This window comes from Kitasatospora sp. NPDC059646, assembly GCF_042734615.1.
Classification (GTDB): domain Bacteria; phylum Actinomycetota; class Actinomycetes; order Streptomycetales; family Streptomycetaceae; genus Kitasatospora.
Window position 1 is genome coordinate 1 of the sequence record NZ_JBHWDS010000070.1, and the last position, 16,772, is coordinate 16,772.

The 16,772-nt window shown below is 71.3% G+C and carries 12 protein-coding genes; 4 read left to right on the plus strand and 8 right to left on the minus strand.

Annotated features, from left to right (window positions below; translation table 11 throughout):
- Positions 1–52 precede the first annotated feature (52 nt).
- The 5 genes from ACFV1L_RS32955 to acnA all read right to left on the minus strand — a co-directional run bounded on the left by ACFV1L_RS32955 (position 53) and on the right by acnA (position 7,915).
- A complete protein-coding gene (locus ACFV1L_RS32955) occupies positions 53–991 on the minus strand; it encodes a carbohydrate ABC transporter permease (RefSeq protein ID WP_380373095.1) in 939 nt (312 codons plus the stop codon).
- A gap of 13 nt (positions 992–1,004) precedes the next feature.
- Positions 1,005–1,937: a carbohydrate ABC transporter permease gene (locus ACFV1L_RS32960; protein WP_380373162.1), complete on the minus strand. Its 933-nt coding sequence runs from the start codon at positions 1,935–1,937 to the stop codon at positions 1,005–1,007.
- A 76-nt stretch (positions 1,938–2,013) separates the two neighbouring features.
- A complete protein-coding gene (gene ngcE, locus ACFV1L_RS32965; RefSeq protein WP_380373097.1) occupies positions 2,014–3,420 on the minus strand; it encodes an N-acetylglucosamine/diacetylchitobiose ABC transporter substrate-binding protein in 1,407 nt (468 codons plus the stop codon).
- 371 nt (positions 3,421–3,791) lie between these two features.
- Positions 3,792–5,105 (minus strand): glycoside hydrolase family 18 protein, encoded by a 1,314-nt coding sequence (locus ACFV1L_RS32970; protein ID WP_380373100.1) that lies wholly within the window; start codon positions 5,103–5,105, stop codon positions 3,792–3,794.
- A gap of 164 nt (positions 5,106–5,269) precedes the next feature.
- Positions 5,270–7,915, minus strand: a complete 2,646-nt coding sequence (gene acnA, locus ACFV1L_RS32975) for an aconitate hydratase AcnA (protein ID WP_380373102.1) — start codon at positions 7,913–7,915, stop codon at positions 5,270–5,272.
- A 305-nt stretch (positions 7,916–8,220) separates the two neighbouring features.
- Between acnA and ACFV1L_RS32980 the strand changes: the two genes are divergently transcribed.
- From ACFV1L_RS32980 to ACFV1L_RS32995, 4 genes are all read left to right on the plus strand, one after another.
- Positions 8,221–8,739, plus strand: a complete 519-nt coding sequence (locus ACFV1L_RS32980; RefSeq protein ID WP_380373104.1) for a SigE family RNA polymerase sigma factor — start codon at positions 8,221–8,223, stop codon at positions 8,737–8,739.
- Positions 8,740–8,804: 65 nt separating this feature from the next.
- Complete coding sequence (locus tag ACFV1L_RS32985; RefSeq protein ID WP_380373107.1) at positions 8,805–9,689, plus strand: hypothetical protein; 885 nt, start codon at positions 8,805–8,807, stop codon at positions 9,687–9,689.
- Between the two features lie 159 nt (positions 9,690–9,848).
- Complete coding sequence (locus tag ACFV1L_RS32990) at positions 9,849–10,253, plus strand: type II toxin-antitoxin system VapC family toxin (protein WP_380373109.1); 405 nt, start codon at positions 9,849–9,851, stop codon at positions 10,251–10,253.
- 213 nt (positions 10,254–10,466) lie between these two features.
- Positions 10,467–11,015: a superoxide dismutase family protein gene (locus ACFV1L_RS32995; RefSeq protein WP_380373112.1), complete on the plus strand. Its 549-nt coding sequence runs from the start codon at positions 10,467–10,469 to the stop codon at positions 11,013–11,015.
- A 24-nt stretch (positions 11,016–11,039) separates the two neighbouring features.
- On the opposite strand, the gene argF is transcribed toward ACFV1L_RS32995, so the two are convergent.
- The 3 genes from argF to ACFV1L_RS33010 all read right to left on the minus strand — a co-directional run bounded on the left by argF (position 11,040) and on the right by ACFV1L_RS33010 (position 16,688).
- Positions 11,040–12,041, minus strand: coding sequence for an ornithine carbamoyltransferase (gene argF / locus ACFV1L_RS33000; protein WP_380373114.1), 1,002 nt, complete (start codon positions 12,039–12,041; stop codon positions 11,040–11,042).
- Between the two features lie 226 nt (positions 12,042–12,267).
- Positions 12,268–14,886 carry a polynucleotide kinase-phosphatase gene (locus ACFV1L_RS33005; protein WP_380373116.1) on the minus strand — a complete coding sequence of 873 codons (2,619 nt, stop codon included), beginning with the start codon at positions 14,884–14,886 and terminating at the stop codon, positions 12,268–12,270.
- A complete protein-coding gene (locus ACFV1L_RS33010; protein WP_380373119.1) occupies positions 14,883–16,688 on the minus strand; it encodes a 3' terminal RNA ribose 2'-O-methyltransferase Hen1 in 1,806 nt (601 codons plus the stop codon). The genes ACFV1L_RS33005 and ACFV1L_RS33010 overlap by 4 nt, the downstream gene beginning before the upstream one ends.
- Positions 16,689–16,772: the final 84 nt, after the last annotated feature.

Consider the following 16,772-nt stretch of genomic DNA (forward strand, 5'->3'; position numbering starts at 1 on the left):
GCCCCCGCTCCGATCGGAGCGGGGGCCGGGCCGTTCCGCCGTGCGGCGGCCGCTACTTGAGGGTGGCGGAGGTCAGACCCGCCTGGACCTGCCGCTGGAAGGACAGGTACACCACCAGCACCGGCAGCATGGCGATCGTCATGCCGGCGAACAGCGCCGGGGCGTCGCTCTTGTAGCCGGACTGCAGGGCCAGGTTGACCAGGCCCTGGGCGAGCATCGAGTGGTCGGCCTCGCCGGCCGTGGTGGGCTGCATCAGGGTGACCGGCAGGATGTACTGGTTCCACTGGCCGAGCACGTTGAAGATGCCGACGCTGATCAGACCGGGCTTGGCCATCGGGATCATGATCTGGAAGAACGTCCGGGTGTGCGAGCAGCCGTCCAGCATCGCCGCCTCGTGCACCGCGCTGGGCAGGGTGCGGAAGAACGAGTACATGAAGAAGACGGTGAACGGCAGCGAGTAGGCGACGTACACCAGGATCAGGCCGGCGTAGCTGTTCAGGCCCAGGTACGGGGAGATCTCACCGAGGTTGCGGACCATGAAGAACAGCGGCACCAGGGCCAGGTACACCGGGAACATCGCGCCCGCGACGAACAGGTAGTAGATGAACCGGTTGCCCTTGAACTCGTACCGGGCCAGCACGTAGGCGGCCATCGACCCGAGCAGCATGGTCAGGGTGACGGAGCCCAGCAGCACGATGACCGTGTTGAGGAAGAAGCCGCCGATGCCCTTGGACCAGGCGCGGGAGAACGCGTCGAAGTGGAAGCCGGCCGGCCAGCTCCACGCCGAGCCGTTGATCTGCGCGTCGGTCTTGAACGAGCCGAGCACCACCCAGGCCAGCGGCAGGACGATCAGGACGGCCCAGAGGGCCAGGAAGCCGTGCGAGAAGACGTTCAGTACGCCGCCGCCGTCGGCGAAGCGCTGGTCCTTGCCCGGCTGGGGCTTGGCACCGCGCTGACCGGGGACGCTCGCGGTCTTGTCGAGAGTGGTCATGTCCGGTCCCCGCTCAGTACTCGATCTTGTCGCGCTTGGTGGCCCACAGCGAGACGACGGTCAGGATGAGGGTGAAGAAGAAGATCACCACACCCATCGCACAGGCGTAGCCCGCCTCGCCGTTGCGCAGGAAGCTGCGCATCAGGTAGGTGGAGATGAGCTCGCTGTGGTGGTCGGGGCCGCCGCCGAAGTAGGCGCCCGGCGTGATCGAGGCGACCAGCGCGAAGGCGTCCATGGCGACGATGGCGAGGTACACCCAGGCGGTCTGGACGGTCTCCCAGAGCAGCGGCAGCGTGATCTTGAAGAAGGTCTGGCCGCGCTTGGCGCCGTCCAGCAGCGCCGCCTCGTAGATGTCCTTGGGGATGCCCTGCATGGCGGCCGAGAACAGCACCAGGTAGAAGCCGACGCCGGACCAGACCAGCACCGCGAGGACGCACCAGAGCACCAGGTCCGGGTCGGACAGCCACTGCACCGGGTCGTTCGCGGAGACCAGGCCCAGCTTGATCAGGACGCCGTTGGCCAGGCCGGAGCCGTCGGTGCGGTACACCGCGCCCCACAGCACCGCGAGGATCGCGATCGACAGCACCTGCGGGAAGAAGAACACGACCTTGTAGAAGCCCGCGCCCTTCACGCCCTGCACGCCGCCGGTCCCGCCGCGGCCGCCGACGTTCAGCATGAAGGCGAAGAACAGCGCGATCAGGATGGTGACGATCGGGAGCAGGATCAGCAGCAGCAGGTTGTGCCAGAGGGCTCCGGCGAAGACCTCGTCATCGAGGAGTCTCGTGTAGTTGTCCAGGCCGACGAAATCCATCTCCTGGCTCGCCCCGGACCAGTTGGTCAGGGAGTATCCGAAGGTCTGCGCGTACGGCCAGAGCACCAGGCCGACGTACAGCACGATCGGAAGGAAGAGGAACCCCACGATGAAGGGGTACTTGCCGTGACGCATGGTCACTTCTCCTGTCCGTCAGGAAAGGCGCACCGGGGGCGGCTCGGCGCCCCCGGTGCGGTGATCGAGTGACCGATCAGGCGGTCTTGTTCTTGGTGGCCGACTCCTTGGCCCGCTTGATCCACTCGGCCGGAGTGATGCGCTTGGCCATCAGCTCGCCCGAGGCGTTCTGCAGGTCCTCGTCGAACTTCGAAGCGGTGTTCGGGTACTGGAAGTTGAAGGTGTGGTCGCCCGCGGCCTTCAGCGCCACCACGGTGGAGGCGGTGCCCGGCTTCAGCTGGACCTCGGGGCCGACACCGTCCTTGAGGCAGGTGAGGCTGTTGGCGGTCTGGGCGAACTTGCCCGAGGCCTCCTTGGTCAGCATCATCCGCAGGAACTCCAGGCCGCCGGCCACGTTCTTGGCCTTCGACGGCACGATGAACGGCTCGCCCGCGCCGGCCCGGATCGCCTCGAACGGCAGCTTGTCGCCGGGCAGCGACGGCATCGGCAGGAACTTCATGTCGAAGTCGGCCGGGGTGGTGGGCAGCTGCTCGTTCTCCAGCCAGGAGCCGGACGGGATGAACGCGGCCTTGTACTGGTTCCACGCGGTCTGCGACTCGATGTGGGTCATGCCGTTGGTGCCGGTGAGCAGGAAGTCCTTGTCCACGATCTGGAAGAACGCCTCGACGGCGGTCTTCACGGCCGGGTCGTCCCACGCGGCGGCGTCGAGCGAGTCGATCCGCTTCATGAGGTCCAGACCGCCCTGCTTGGCGATCATGTCCATCATGACGACGTTGATGTAGTACGGGTACTTGCCCTGGTGCGCGACCGGGGCGATGCCCTTGGCCTTGATCTGCTCGCACAGGGTGATGAACTCGGCCCAGGTCTTGGGCGGGGTCCAGCCGTTGTCCTTGAACAGCTTGCCGGAGTACCACCAGCCGAAGACGGTGTACACGTAGGACAGGTTGTAGACCTTGCCCTTGACCGTGCCGGATTCGAGGGTGCCGGGCAGCAGCACGTCGCGGATCTTCTTCGACGGGTCGTCGATGTACGGCGCGTCCAGCAGCGGGGCCAGGTCGGTCAGCTGGTTGGAGTCCGCCAGGACGTCCAGCTTCATCTGCTTGGCGCCCGAGTCGTCGATGACGTCCGGCGGGGAGCCGGCGTTGAAGCGCGGCTGGAGCTTGCCGGTGACGTCCTTGTCGGCCTGGTGGTTGATCTTCGCGCCGGGGAACTGCTTCGAGTAGATCGCCTCGAACGCCTTGGCGTACTCGTTGCCGTAGCCGCCGTCGAAGATGAAGACCTCGAGGCCGTCGGAGTCCTTGACGCCGAACGGGTTCTTGGCGTCGCTCAGGTTGTAGCCGCCGGCCGCCTTGGTGCCCTTGTCGGAGCTCCCGGTACCGCCCGCGCAGGCCGCGAGCAGCGAGCTGCTGCCGGCCGCCAGGACGGTGATCGCGGCCGCGCGCTTGAACAGGTCGCGGCGGTTGTACTCAGTTGCAGAGCCCATGCGTGCCCTAACCCCTCAGTTCCAGAAGATGTGAGCCGGAGCTGACGTGTCGTCAACTTTCCTGGCCCGAAAGGTGCCCAGCGGCGAAGGTGCCGGTCAGAGGCGGTGTTCTTGATGCGCAAAGGTATAGTCCACTGCTCATCTGATCAGCAATAGTCCGCCGGTCCGATAACAAACCTGACAGTCAAAGCGTTGTCGGCGGTGCAGCATGTGCAATGTGCAGGAACCCTACGTATTACGTGTCCGCGCCAGCCATGAGCGCGAATCTAGCGCGCTCATGTTCGTTTGAACATAGAAACGCGCAGCTTCGCGCATCACGGTTCGAAAACCGTGGTGCGGAAACTGCGCGTGGACGACGGTCCGACGGTACCTCAGTCGTCCCGAAGTCCCTTGTCCAGAGCGGAAATCATGCTGCCCCGGTCGTCGTCGCCGTCCAGCGACCAGACCATCACGCCGCCCAGGTCGTTCTCCCGCACGTACCGGGCCTTGGCGGTCGCCGCCTCCGGGGTGTCGTACGTCCAGAAGTCGGTGCCGTCGTACTTCCAGGTCGCCCCGTGCGCCCGGTCGGTGTGGACCCTGCCGGGCAGGGCCTCGATCTGCCGGTAGGACAGCGTGCCGCCGCGGGCCAGGCCGGTGGCCGGCTGGTACAGGCCGTTGCCGCCCGGCCCGGCCGGTACGCCGGTCCAGCCGAAGCCGTACAGCGGGACGCCCACCACGGCCTTCTTCGACGGCAGGCCGCGGTCCGTGTAGACGCCGACCAGCCGGTCCACGCTCAGTCGCAGCCCGGTGGGGTCGTTCGGGTCGGAGTACAGGTTGGACTCGTGGTTGGTCGGGCCCCCGGTCTCCCACGGGCCGTGCAGCTCGTAGGCCATCAGGTTCAGCCAGTCCACCGACCTGGCGACCCTGCCGATCTCGAACTTGTCGATCGCCGACTCACCGGCCGGCACCGCCGCGGTCAGCAGGTAGTGCGGGCCCTTCCGGCCGGACAGCGCGTCCAGCTGGGTGCGGAACTCCTGCATCAGCAGCGTGAAGTTCCGCCCGTCCTCGGGGCGCACCACGTTGCCCTCGGCGCCCGGGCTGCCCGGGTACTCCCAGTCGATGTCGATGCCGTCGAACACCCCGGCGCCCGCGCCCGCGCCGCCCTCGGCGGAGCCCAGCTGCGGCAGGTCGCCCTTGAGGTACAGGTCGATGCAGGAGGAGACGAACTTCTTCCGGGAGGCGTCGGTGAGCGCCGCGTCCGAGAAGTGCTTGGACCAGCTCCAGCCGCCCAGCGAGATCACCGCGCGCAGCTGCGGGTTCTTCGCCTTCAGCTTGCGCAGCTGGTTGAAGTTGCCCTTGAGCGCCTGGCCCGGGGCGTCGGCGACGCCGTCCACCGACTCCTCGGCGCCCACCGGCCGCTGGTAGTCGGCCCAGGCGTCGCCCTCGCCGGCCGCGTTCGCCTCGAAGCAGGTGCCGTCGGCGGAGACGTTGCCGAACGCGTAGTTGAGCACGGTCAGTCGGCCGGCCTGGCCGCTGTCCTGGACCTTCCTGGCGGAGAACCCGCCGTAGATGCCCCACTGGGTGAAGTAGCCGACCCGCTGCCCGTTCAGGTGCGGGCCGTTCCCCCGGGCCTGCGCGGTGGCCGGGGAGAGGAGCAGCGCGCCGACGGTGGCGGCGGCGAGGAGTGCCGAGGTGCGTCTGGTCATTCCGTGAATCTCTCCGATTCAGCGTCAATTGGTATGGACCATGTGCTGATGGAGAGGTGTAGTCCACTGGCGGGGCCCGCACAAGGGGGCGGCCGGATCCGCGCCGGGAAACGGCAGAGGCCGCACCGCCCCTCGCGGGGACGGTGCGGCCTCTTGGCGCCGGGTCAGCCGATCAGGCTACGCAGCACGTACTGCAGGATGCCGCCGTTGCGGTAGTAGTCCGCCTCGCCGGGGGTGTCGATGCGCACGACCGCGTCGAACTCGACGTCACCCGCCTTGACCTTGACGGTCTTCGGGGTGCGGCCCTCGTTCAGCTCGGTGACACCGGTGATCTCGAAGGTCTCCTCGCCGGTCAGGCCCAGCGAGTCGGCGTTCTGGCCGGCCGGGAACTGCAGCGGCAGGACGCCCATGCCGATCAGGTTGGAGCGGTGGATGCGCTCGTAGGACTCGGCGATGACGGCCTTGACGCCGAGCAGCGCGGTGCCCTTGGCCGCCCAGTCGCGGGACGAGCCGGAGCCGTACTCCTTGCCGGCCAGGACCACCAGCGGGATGCCCGCGGCCTGGTAGTTCTGCGAGGCGTCGTAGATGAACGACACCGGCGCGTCGGCCTGGGTGAAGTCGCGGGTGTAGCCGCCCTCGGTGCCCGGCGCGATCTGGTTGCGCAGGCGGATGTTGGCGAAGGTGCCGCGGATCATGACCTCGTGGTTGCCACGGCGCGAGCCGTAGGAGTTGAAGTCACGCTTCTCCACACCGTGCTCGGTGAGGTACTGCGCCGCCGGGGTGCCCGGCTTGATGTTGCCGGCCGGGGAGATGTGGTCGGTGGTGACCGAGTCGCCCAGCTTGGCCAGCACGCGGGCGCCGGCGATGTCGGTCACCGGGCTCGGGGTCTTGGCCATGCCCTCGAAGTACGGGGGCTTGCGGACGTAGGTGGACTCGGCGTCCCACTCGAAGGTGTTGCCGGTGGGGACCGGGAGCGACTGCCAGCGGTGGTCGCCCGCGAAGACGTCCTGGTAGCCCTTGTCGAACATGGCCTCGTCGATGGAGCCGGCGACCGCGTTGGCGACCTCCTGCTCGGACGGCCAGATGTCGGCGAGGAACACGTCGTTGCCGTCCGCGTCCTGGCCCAGCGCGTCCTTGGTGAGGTCGATGTTCATGTTGCCGGCGAGGGCGTAGGCGACCACCAGCGGCGGGGAGGCCAGGTAGTTCATCTTGACGTCCGGGTTGATCCGGCCCTCGAAGTTGCGGTTGCCGGAGAGCACCGAGACGACCGCGAGGTCGGACTCGTTCACCGCGGCGGAGACCTCCTCGGGCAGCGGGCCCGAGTTGCCGATGCAGGTGACGCAGCCGTAGCCGACCAGGTTGAAGCCCAGCTTCTCCATGTACGGGAGCAGGCCGGCCTTCTCGTAGTAGTCCATGACGACCTTGGAGCCGGGCGCCAGGGTGGTCTTGACCCAGGGCTTGACGTGCAGGCCCTTCTCCACGGCCTTCTTCGCCAGCAGGGCGGCGCCCAGCATGACGGAGGGGTTGGAGGTGTTGGTGCAGGAGGTGATCGAGGCGATCACGACCGCGCCGTTGTCGATCTCGTAGGACGAGCCGTCGGGGGCGGTGACGGTGGTCGGCTTCGAGGCCTCGGCGGAGTAGGTCGGCAGCGCCTCGGCGAACTTCTCGGCGGCCTCGGCCAGGACCACGCGGTCCTGCGGGCGCTTCGGGCCGGAGATCGACGGGACGACGGTGGAGACGTCCAGCTCCAGGTACTCGGAGTAGACCGGCTCGACCGACGGGTCGTGCCAGAGGCCCTGCTCCTTGGCGTACGCCTCGACCAGGGCGAGCTGCTGCTCGTCGCGGCCGGTGAGCTTCAGGTAGTTGATGGTCTCGGCGTCGATCGGGAAGATCGCGCAGGTCGAGCCGAACTCCGGCGACATGTTGCCGATGGTGGCGCGGTTCGCCAGCGGGATCGAGGTGACGCCCTCGCCGTAGAACTCGACGAACTTGCCGACCACACCGTGCTTGCGCAGCATCTCGGTGATGGTGAGCACCAGGTCGGTGGCGGTGGTGCCGGCCGGCAGCTGGCCGTTCAGCTTGAAGCCGACCACGCGCGGGATCAGCATCGAGACCGGCTGGCCGAGCATCGCGGCCTCGGCCTCGATGCCGCCGACGCCCCAGCCCAGCACGCCCAGGCCGTTGACCATGGTGGTGTGCGAGTCGGTGCCGACGCAGGTGTCGGGGTACGCCTGGCCGTTGCGGACCATGACGGTGCGGGCCAGGTGCTCGATGTTCACCTGGTGGACGATGCCGGTGCCGGGCGGGACGACCTTGAACTCGTCGAACGCGGTCTGGCCCCAGCGCAGGAACTGGTAGCGCTCCTTGTTGCGGCCGTACTCGATCTCGACGTTCTGGACGAAGGCGTCCGGGGTGCCGAACTTGTCGGCGATGACGGAGTGGTCGATGACCAGCTCGGCCGGCGCCAGCGGGTTGATCTTGGACGGGTCGCCGCCCAGTTCCTTCACGGCCTCGCGCATGGTGGCCAGGTCGACCACGCAGGGCACGCCGGTGAAGTCCTGCATGATCACGCGGGCCGGGGTGAACTGGATCTCCTCGGACGGCTCGGCCGTCGGGTCCCAGCCGCCCAGGGCGCGGATGTGGTCGGCGGTGATGTTCGCGCCGTCCTCGGTGCGGAGCAGGTTCTCCAGCAGGACCTTGAGGCTGTACGGCAGCCGCTCGGAACCCTCGACGGCGGAGAGCTTGAAGATCTCGTACGACTCGTCGCCCACCTGCAGCGAGCTGCGGGCGTCGAAGCTGTTCGCGGACACGACTGACTCCTTCTTGGTCCACCCGGTGATAAGGTAAGCCTCAGCTAACCTGACTGCCGCCGCTTACCGAGCCGATGATGGAAGGCCCGCCGAATGCGGGACCTGCGCCTCTCGGCAAGTATCTTGACGTCAAGATAAAGTCTAACGCGGAATGTATCTCGATGTCGAGATAAACCATAGTGCATGGCTCCGTCCAAACTTCACCGGCACATCCTGTAACGCAACCGCAGCCCCGACACGTCTGTCTTCAGTACCGGGCGGCGCCGCCGCCGGCCGACGGACGCGGCACGTGACGAGGGGTGCGGATGGCGGTGGGACGACGACGGGCCGAGGAGCGGCGCGAGTTCGAGGAGTTCGCGCACGCCCGCGGCACCGCGCTGTTCCGCACCGCCCTGCTGCTGTGCGGCGACTGGCACCTCGCCGAGGACCTCACCCAGACCGCACTGGCCCGCATCTACGCCTCCTGGGGACGCGTCCGGCAGGCCGACAACCCGGTCGCCTACGCCCGCACCGTCCTGCTCCGCTGCTACCTCTCCCACCGCCGGCTGCGCCGCAGCAGCGAACTGCCCGGCCTCGACCTCCTCCCCGAACAGGCCGCCCCCGACCAGGACCCGGCCCTGCGCGTCGCCCTGCTCGCCGCACTCGCCGAACTGCCCCCCAAGGACCGCGCCGTCCTGGTGCTGCGCTACTGGGAGGACCGCAGCGTCGAGGAGACCGCCGCCGAACTCCAGCTCGCCCCCGGCACCGTCCGGGTCCGCGCGCTGCGCGCCCTCACCCGGCTCCGCCGCCAGCTCGCCCCGCACCTGGACACCCTGGTCCCGTGACCGGCCCCGGGCCCCTCCCCCACCGCACCCCGACCGACGGGCCGTCAGAAAGCGAGACACCCCCGATGCCCGAGCAGGAGCTGAGCGACGTGTTCGAGCGGGCGGTCGGCGACGCCGCGCCCGACCTCGGCCTGCTCGTCGCCGGTGCCACCGCCCGGGGCGGCGCCCTCCGGCTGCGGCGGCGGGCCGCGCTCACCGGCGCGGTCGCCGCCGTCGCCGGGCTGGCCGTCGCCGGCGGGCTGCTGCTGCGCCCCGGCACACCCGCCACCGCCGTCCCGCCCGCCACCGGCGACCGTGGCACCCCGCAGGCGCCCGCCCCCACCGCGCAGACCACCCTGCCGCCGGACCGGGTGCCGCTGACCGGCTCCGCCGCCATGATCACGCTCCACGAGCTGCTCGGCCCCCGACTCGTCGTCGACGGCTGGGACGGAGACGGCTCCCCCTCGAACACGACGGTGCGCACCACCGTCACGGTCCGCCTGCACGACCGCGACACCGGGGAGACCGGCACCCTCGAAGTCCAGGTGGTGTCGCCCGGCCCGCAGCAGCAGCCGTCGGGCGGGTTCGCGTGCGACCGGCGCCCCGTCGCCGAGAAGTGCGAGCCGATCGGCAGCACCGGCGGCGCGCACGGCACCGTCTCCACCAGGCGCGACGGGGAGGCGCAGATCAGCCACCTGTCGGAGCTGCTGCGGGCCGACGGCGTCCAGATCGTCATGCGGGCCACCGGCGTGGAAGGGAAGGAACCCGTGGTGACCCGGAGCCAGCTGTCGAAGTGGGTGTTCGACCCGGACTGGCAGCCCGTCATCGACCGGCGGACCGCGGAGGACGCCGCCCTGCGGATGCAGAGCGACCCCGCCCTCAACCCGCTGCCCCGCTCGGACGTCCGGCCGAGTTCGCTGCCGAGTTCGCTGCCGAGCACGACTCCGAGTGCGACTCCGAGTTCGCCCTAGCGGGGACGGCCGGGCGGCGGTCGTGACCGGATACGGCCGGCGTCACCGGACTGTCGGCGTGACCGGACTGTCGGCGGCAGGGGGCGTGGCCGGACGGCCGGCGGCGGCGGTCGGCGACCCGCGTACCGGGGCTCCGGACCGGCGGGCTACCGTGGGCGGGTGATCGTGGTGGACGCTTCTGCGGTGGTGCTCTCGCTCGCCGACCAGGGACCGCGGGGGGCCGCGGCCCGGGCCGCGCTGGCCGCCGACCCGGACTGGGTCGCGCCCGAACACGTGCTGATCGAGGTGATGCAGTCGCTTCGCGGCCTCTACCTCGCCAAGGAGGTGACCGCCGAGCAGGCGGCCGAAGTCGCCCGGCGGCTGCCGGACCTGGCGATCCGCAAGGTGGAGGTCGCCCCGCTGCTGGGCCGGGTCTGGGAGCTCAAGGACAACCTCACGCCCGACGACGCCGCGTACGTCGCGGTCGCCGAGCACTGCGGCGCCCCGCTGATCACCGCCGACCTGCGGCTGATGCGCGCCAGCGGACCGCGCTGCGAGATCCGCGGCATCACCGCCGCCGGCTGACGCCCCGTCGACTCCCCGTGCCCGGCCCCGACCGGGACCAGTGCCCGACCGAAGCTCTGCCCGACCCGAAGCTCTGCCCGATCCGGACCTGTGCCCGATCCGGAGTCCTCGTACGGGTGACTGCGGGTGCGGCTGCGGCACGGCGGCGTGCGCGGCGGGGCCCGGGGCGGCCACGGTGGGCTTGTCCCCTGACGACCCGTCGGAAGGTCCGCGATGCCCCTGTCCTCCGCCACCGGTGCGCTGCTGGTGCCGCTCGCCCTGCTGCCGATCAGCCCGCCCGACGCACCGGGGCCGGGCGGGGCGCCGGCCGGGGCGGCTCCCGACCAGGTGGTCGACGCCCCCTTCGACCGGGGGGACGGCATCGTCCCGGCCCGGGCGGTCACCCACGCCCCCGACCTGGTGCCGTACGGCTCGCAGGCCCGGGTCACCGTCCACCGGGCCGGCGGCCGGACCACCGTCACGGTGGAACTCACCGGGGCGGCCGGGTCGCACGAGTTCCCGGCGCACGTGCACACGGGCTACTGCGGCACCGACCCGGCGGCGTCCGGGCCGCACTACCAGCAGGTGGCGGGCTCGGACGCCGCGGACAACGAGGTGCGGATGACGCTGCGCACCGACGCCGGCGGGGCCGGGCGCGCCTCGGCGACCGTCCCGTGGGAGTTCCGCTCCGGCGAGGCGCACTCGCTGGTGCTGCACGCCGGCCCCGGCGCCGGGGCGCACGCCGCCGCCGACCGGGTGGCCTGCGTGGACGTCGACTTCTGAGTCGCGCCCCGGCCCTGACCGGGGTCAGGAGCCGAGGGTGGCCACCATCACGGCCTTGATGGTGTGCAGGCGGTTCTCGGCCTGGTCGAAGACCACGGAGTGCGCCGACTCGAAGAGCTCGTCGGTGCACTCCAGCTCGGACATGCCGGTGAGCTCGAACATCTGCCGGCCGACCTCGGTGCCGAGGTCGTGGTACGCGGGCAGGCAGTGCAGGAACTTGACCGCCGGGTTGCCGGTGGCGCGCACCGTGTCCATCGAGACCTGGTAGGGCTTCAGCAGGGCGATCCGCTCCGCCCAGACCTCCTTGGGCTCGCCCATCGACACCCACACGTCGGTGTACAGGAAGTCCGCGCCGGCCACGCCCGCCGCGACGTCCTCGGTCAGGGTGATCCGGGCGCCACTGGCCTCGGCCAGCGCGTGGGCGGCCTTCTGCACGTCGTCGGCGGGCCACAGCTGCGCCGGGGCGACGATCCGGATGTCCATGCCCAGCAGCGCGCCGGTGACCAGCAGCGAGTTGCCCATGTTGGAGCGGGCGTCGCCGAGGTAGGCCAGGGTGGTCTCGGCGAGCGGCTTGGCGGAGTGCTCCTGGACGGTGAGCACGTCGGCCAGCATCTGGGTCGGGTGCCACTCGTCGGTCAGGCCGTTCCAGACCGGCACGCCCGCGTGCGCGGCCAGCTCCTCGACGATCTCCTGGCCGTCGCCCCGGTACTCGATGCCGTCGAACATCCGGCCCAGCACCCGGGCGGTGTCCTTGATCGACTCCTTGTGGCCCATCTGCGAGCCGGCCGGGTCCAGGTAGGTGGTGGACGCGCCCTGGTCGTGGGCCGCCACCTCGAACGCGCACCGGGTGCGGGTCGAGGTCTTGGCGAAGATCAGGGCGATGTTCTTGCCCCGCAGCCGCGGCTGCTCGGTGCCGGCGTACTTGGCGGCCTTCAGCTGCGCGGCGAGGTCGACCAGGTGGCGGAACTCCTGGGGAGTGAAGTCGAGCTCCTTGAGGAAGTGCCTGTTCCGGAGGTTGAACGCCATACCGGTCTCCTGGGTCGGTCAACGGACTGAGACGGGAAGTGTATACGAGTGGTGGAATAGTCATGCAAACGCCCGGTCGGGCGCCGCCATGCAGCGCGGCCCCGACCGGGCGCAGTACCGGCGGCGGCCCGGCCGGGCGCACGCCCCACGACGGCCCCGCCGGGCGCACGCCCCCCGCCGGCCCCGCCGTCCCGCGGCGGAACCGCCGGGTGCGCCGCCCGGTGGGTCACAGCCGGGGGTCGACCGGCTCGGACTCCAGGGCCAGCACGGCGAACACCGCCTCGTGCACCCGCCAGAGCGGCTCGCCGGCCGCCAGCCGGTCCAGCGCCTCCAGGCCGAGCGCGTACTCGCGGAGGGCGAGGGAGCGCTTGTGACCGAGCGAGCGCTGCTTCAGCCGCTCCAACTGCCGGGTGTAGTCCGGGCCGTAGATGATCCGCAGGTACTCGCGGCCGCGGACCTTCAGGCCGGGCTGGCCCAGCCGCCCGGTGGCGTCCGTGTGCAGGGGCTCGACCGGCTTGACGACGACGCCCTCGCCGCCCGCACCGGTCAGCTCCTCCCACCAGGCGACGGCGGCGGCGACCGAGGACTCGTCCTCGGTGTCGACCAGCATCCGCCCGGTGCGGTGCAGCACCTGGGGGGTGCCGTCCGCCCCCTCGGCGTACTGCCGGTCGGCCTCCACCAGGCGGTCGATCAGGGCGAGGTGCTCGGTGTGCGGGCGCAGCGCCAGGTTGGCGCCCTCGGCGGCGAGCAGCTGGAACGGGGCCAGCCGGATGCCGTCGAGCCCTTCGGTCGGCCAGCAGTAGCGGCGGTACGCCTCGGTGAAGGCCAGCGCGTCGACGGCGCGCTCCTGCTGGCGGTCCGTCAGCTCCGCCACGTCCAGGCCGCGGGCGGCGGCCGCGGCGAGGGCGTCGAGCGCCGCGGGCAGGGCGGCGCCGGCGGCCGCGCCGACCGCGGCGTACTGGCGGCGCAGCAGCTCGACGGCCTTCAGCGACCACGGCATCAGCTCGGCGTCCAGCAGCAGCCAGCCGGTGTCGAGTTCGTCGAACAGGCCGGCCCGCTCGGCGGCGGAGCGCAGTCGGTCGAGGATCGCGCCGGTGAGCCGCTCGTCGGAGAGGAAGGCGCGGCCGGTCCTGGTCCAGATCGCGCCGGGGCCGGGCAGGCCGAAACGCTTGTCCAGGGCGGCGCCGTCCCGGGCGACCAGGACGACGGCGCGCGAGCCCATGTGCTTCTCCTCGCAGATCACCTGCCGCACCCCGTCGTGCCGGTAGGCGAGGAACGCCTCCTCCGGGTGCTCCAGGAAGCCTTCGCGGCGGGAGGTCGGCGAGGGCGCCATGGTCGGCGGCAGGTAGGCGAGCAGCCGCGGGTCCAGCGCGAAGCGGCTCATCACCTCCAGCGCGGCGGCGGCGTTCTCCTCCCGGACGGCGACGTTGCCGAGCCGGGCGGTCTCCACCACGCGGCGGCCGGCCACATCGGCGAGGTCCAGCGGGCGGCCCTCCCGGCCGCCGGGCGCGTCCGCGCGCAGCGGGCGGACCGGCTCGTACCACTCCTGCTCGGCCGGGACGGCGACGATCTCCCGCTCCGGGTAGCGCAGCGCGGTGAGGCTGCCGCCGAAGACGCAGCCGGTGTCCAGGCAGATGGTGTTGTTGAGGAAGCTCGCCACCGGCACCGGGGTGTGGCCGTAGACCACCAGGGCGCGGCCGCGGTACTCCTCCGCCCACGGGTAGCGCACCGGCAGGCCGTACTCGTCGGTCTCCCCGGTGGTGTCGCCGTACAGCGCGTGCGAGCGGACCCGGCCGGAGGCCCGGCCGTGGAACTTCTCCGGCAGGCCGGCGTGGCAGACCACCAGCGCACCGCCGTCCAGCAGGTAGTGGCTGACCAGGCCGCGCATGAACTCCCGGACCCTGGCCCGGAACTCGTCGCTCTCGGCGGACAGCTGGTCGATCGACTCCTGCAGGCCGTGCGAGACGGTGACCTTGCGGCCGCCCATCCAGCGGCCGAGCTTGTTCTCGTGGTTGCCGGGGACGCAGAGGGCGTGGCCGGCCTCGACCATGCCCATCACCAGGCGCAGCACGCCCGGGGTGTCCGGGCCGCGGTCGACCAGGTCGCCGACGAAGACCGCGGTGCGGCCCTCGGGGTGCGCGGCGTCCACCGCGCGGCCCTGCTCGTCGCGGGCGATCCGGTAGCCGAGGCGGCCGAGCAGGGTCTCCAGCTCGGAGCGGCAGCCGTGGATGTCGCCGACGATGTCGAACGGGCCGGTCAGGTGCCGCAGGTCGTTGTACCGCTTCTCCGGGACGATCTCGGCGCGCTCGATCTCCTCGACCCCGCGCAGCACGTGGACCTTGCGGAAGCCCTCGCGCTCCAGGCCGCGCAACGAGCGCCGCAGGTCGCGCTGGTGACGGGGTATCACGTGCGGCGGCAGCTGCCGGTCCGGCCTGGCCCGGTTGCGTTCGGCGCACACCTCGCCGGGGACGTCGAGCACGATGGCGATCGGCAGCACGTGGTGCTCGCGGGCCAGCGCGACCAGTGCCCGACGGGCGTCGTGCTGGACGTTGGTGGCGTCGACCACGGTGAGCCGGCCGGCCGCGAGCCGCTTGCCGACGATGTAGTGCAGCACGTCGAACGCGTCGGCGGAGGCGGACTGGTCGTTCTCGTCGTCGGAGACCAGCCCGCGGCAGTAGTCGGAGGAGATCACCTGGGTGGGCAGGAAGTGCTTCCGGGCGAAGGTCGACTTGCCGGAGCCGGTGCTGCCGATCAGCACCACCAGCGAGACGTCGGTGACGGGGAGGCGCCGGCCGGCCGGGGTGCCGGGCTCCGGAGTCCCGATTTCCGGGGTTTCCGTGGTCATCGGTTCGCGCTCCCTTCCAGGGCGGGATCGTTGGACGGGCTGTCGGTTCGGTCGGCGGTCGTGCTGCCGGGGGCGGTGATGGTCGCAGTGGCGGTGGTGGTCGCAGTAGCGGTCTCGGCTGCTGCGGCGGTCTCGGCTACTGCAGTGGTGGTGGATGCGGCGGCGCTGATGGATGCGGTGGCGGTGGCCCCGGCCGTGGTGGCGGGTTCGGCGAGGCGGAAGTGGGCGAGCTGGGTGGGCGCGCCGACCTCGGGATCGACCGGGCCGACCGGCTCGAACCCGACCGTGTACCCGTAGCTGTCGGCCACCTGCTCGGCCCAGGCGGTGAACTCGGCGCGGTTCCACTCGAAGCGGTGGTCGCCGTGCCGCAGGTGCCCGGCGGGCAGGCTCTCCCAGCGCACGTTGTACTCGGCGTTCGGCGTGGTGACCACGACGGCGGCGGGGCGGGCCGAGCCGAACACGGCGTACTCCAGCGCGGGCAGCCGGGGCAGGTCCAGGTGTTCGATCACCTCGCACAGCACCGCCGCGTCGTAGCCCTTCAGCCGGGCGTCGGTGTACGTCAGCGCACCCTGGACCAGCCGCACCCGGCCCGCCTGACGCTCCGACATCCGGTCCAGGTGCAGTCGGCGCGCGGCGATCGCCAGTGCCCGGGAGGACACGTCGACGCCGAGCACCTCGGACACCCGGGGCTCCTTGAGCAGCGCACCGATCAACTCGCCCTGCCCGCAGCCCAGGTCGAGCACGCGGGCGGCGCCGGTGCGGGCCAGCGCGGCCAGGATCGCCGTGCGCCGCTGGGAGGCCAGCGACTCGCCGCGCCCGGGCTCCCCGTCGGCCGGCCCGGCAGCGCCGGGGTCGGCGGGGTCGGCGGGGTCGACAGCGTCTCCCGGTACCGGTTCGGCGGTCGGGTCCGTCTGCGCCGGAGTCGACCCGGCGTCAGCGGAGGCAGCGTCCGTCGGGCCGGCGGCGGTGTTCACCTCCTCCGGAGCGTCGGCGGGGACGGCGTTGTCGAGTTCCTCGGCCTCGCGGTCGTCGGCCTCGGCCAGGCGCGCCATCGCGAGGCGTTCCATGGCGAGCCTGGTCAGCGACCAGCGGCGGGACAGGTATCGGCGGGCGATCAGGGCCCGTTCGGGGTGGTCGGCGAGCCAGCCCTGACCGGCCGCCAGCAGCTTGTCGACCTCGTCGGGCGCGACCCAGTAGTGCTTGGCGCCGTCCAGCACCGGCAGTAGCACGTACAGGTGCTGCAGGGCGTCGGCGAGGCGCAGCGCGCCGGTGAGGCGGAGCCGCACGTACCGGGAGTCGCCCCACTCGGGGAAGGACTCGTCCAGCGGGACGGGCTCGGCCTCGACCTGCCAGCCCAGCGGGGCGAACAGCCGCTCCACCAGGGCCGGCCCGTCGCCGGCCACCGGGACGGCGGGCAGGTCGATCCGCAACGGCAGGGCGCGGCCGGGCAGTTCGGGGCGGTGGGTGCACTCGCCCTTCATCGCGGACCGGAACACCGTGCGCAGCGCCACCGCGAGCAGCGAGGACGCGGCGTAGGGCCGGTCGTTCACGTACTCGGCGAGCGCCAGGTCGGGCGAACCGGAGCGGCCCTTGCCGCGGCCGTGTCGCAGCAGCGCGGCGGGGTCGACCTCCAGCAGCAGCGCGGCGGTGCACGTCCGCTCCCCGGACTCGGGGTAGAAGACGTGCGCGGTGCCGTGCGCGGTCGCGAACCGCTGCACCTTGTCGGGGTGCTTGTGCAGCAGGAAGCCCAGGTCGGAGGCAGGATGCTCGGCTGTGCCGGTGGTGGAGATCGATACGAACACCCGGTCGAGTATGGCCGGAGGGGTTGTCCGGGGGCATCAGGTTTTGTCCGTCCGGTGAGCGTGTTGGTCAGCCCTTGCCCCGAT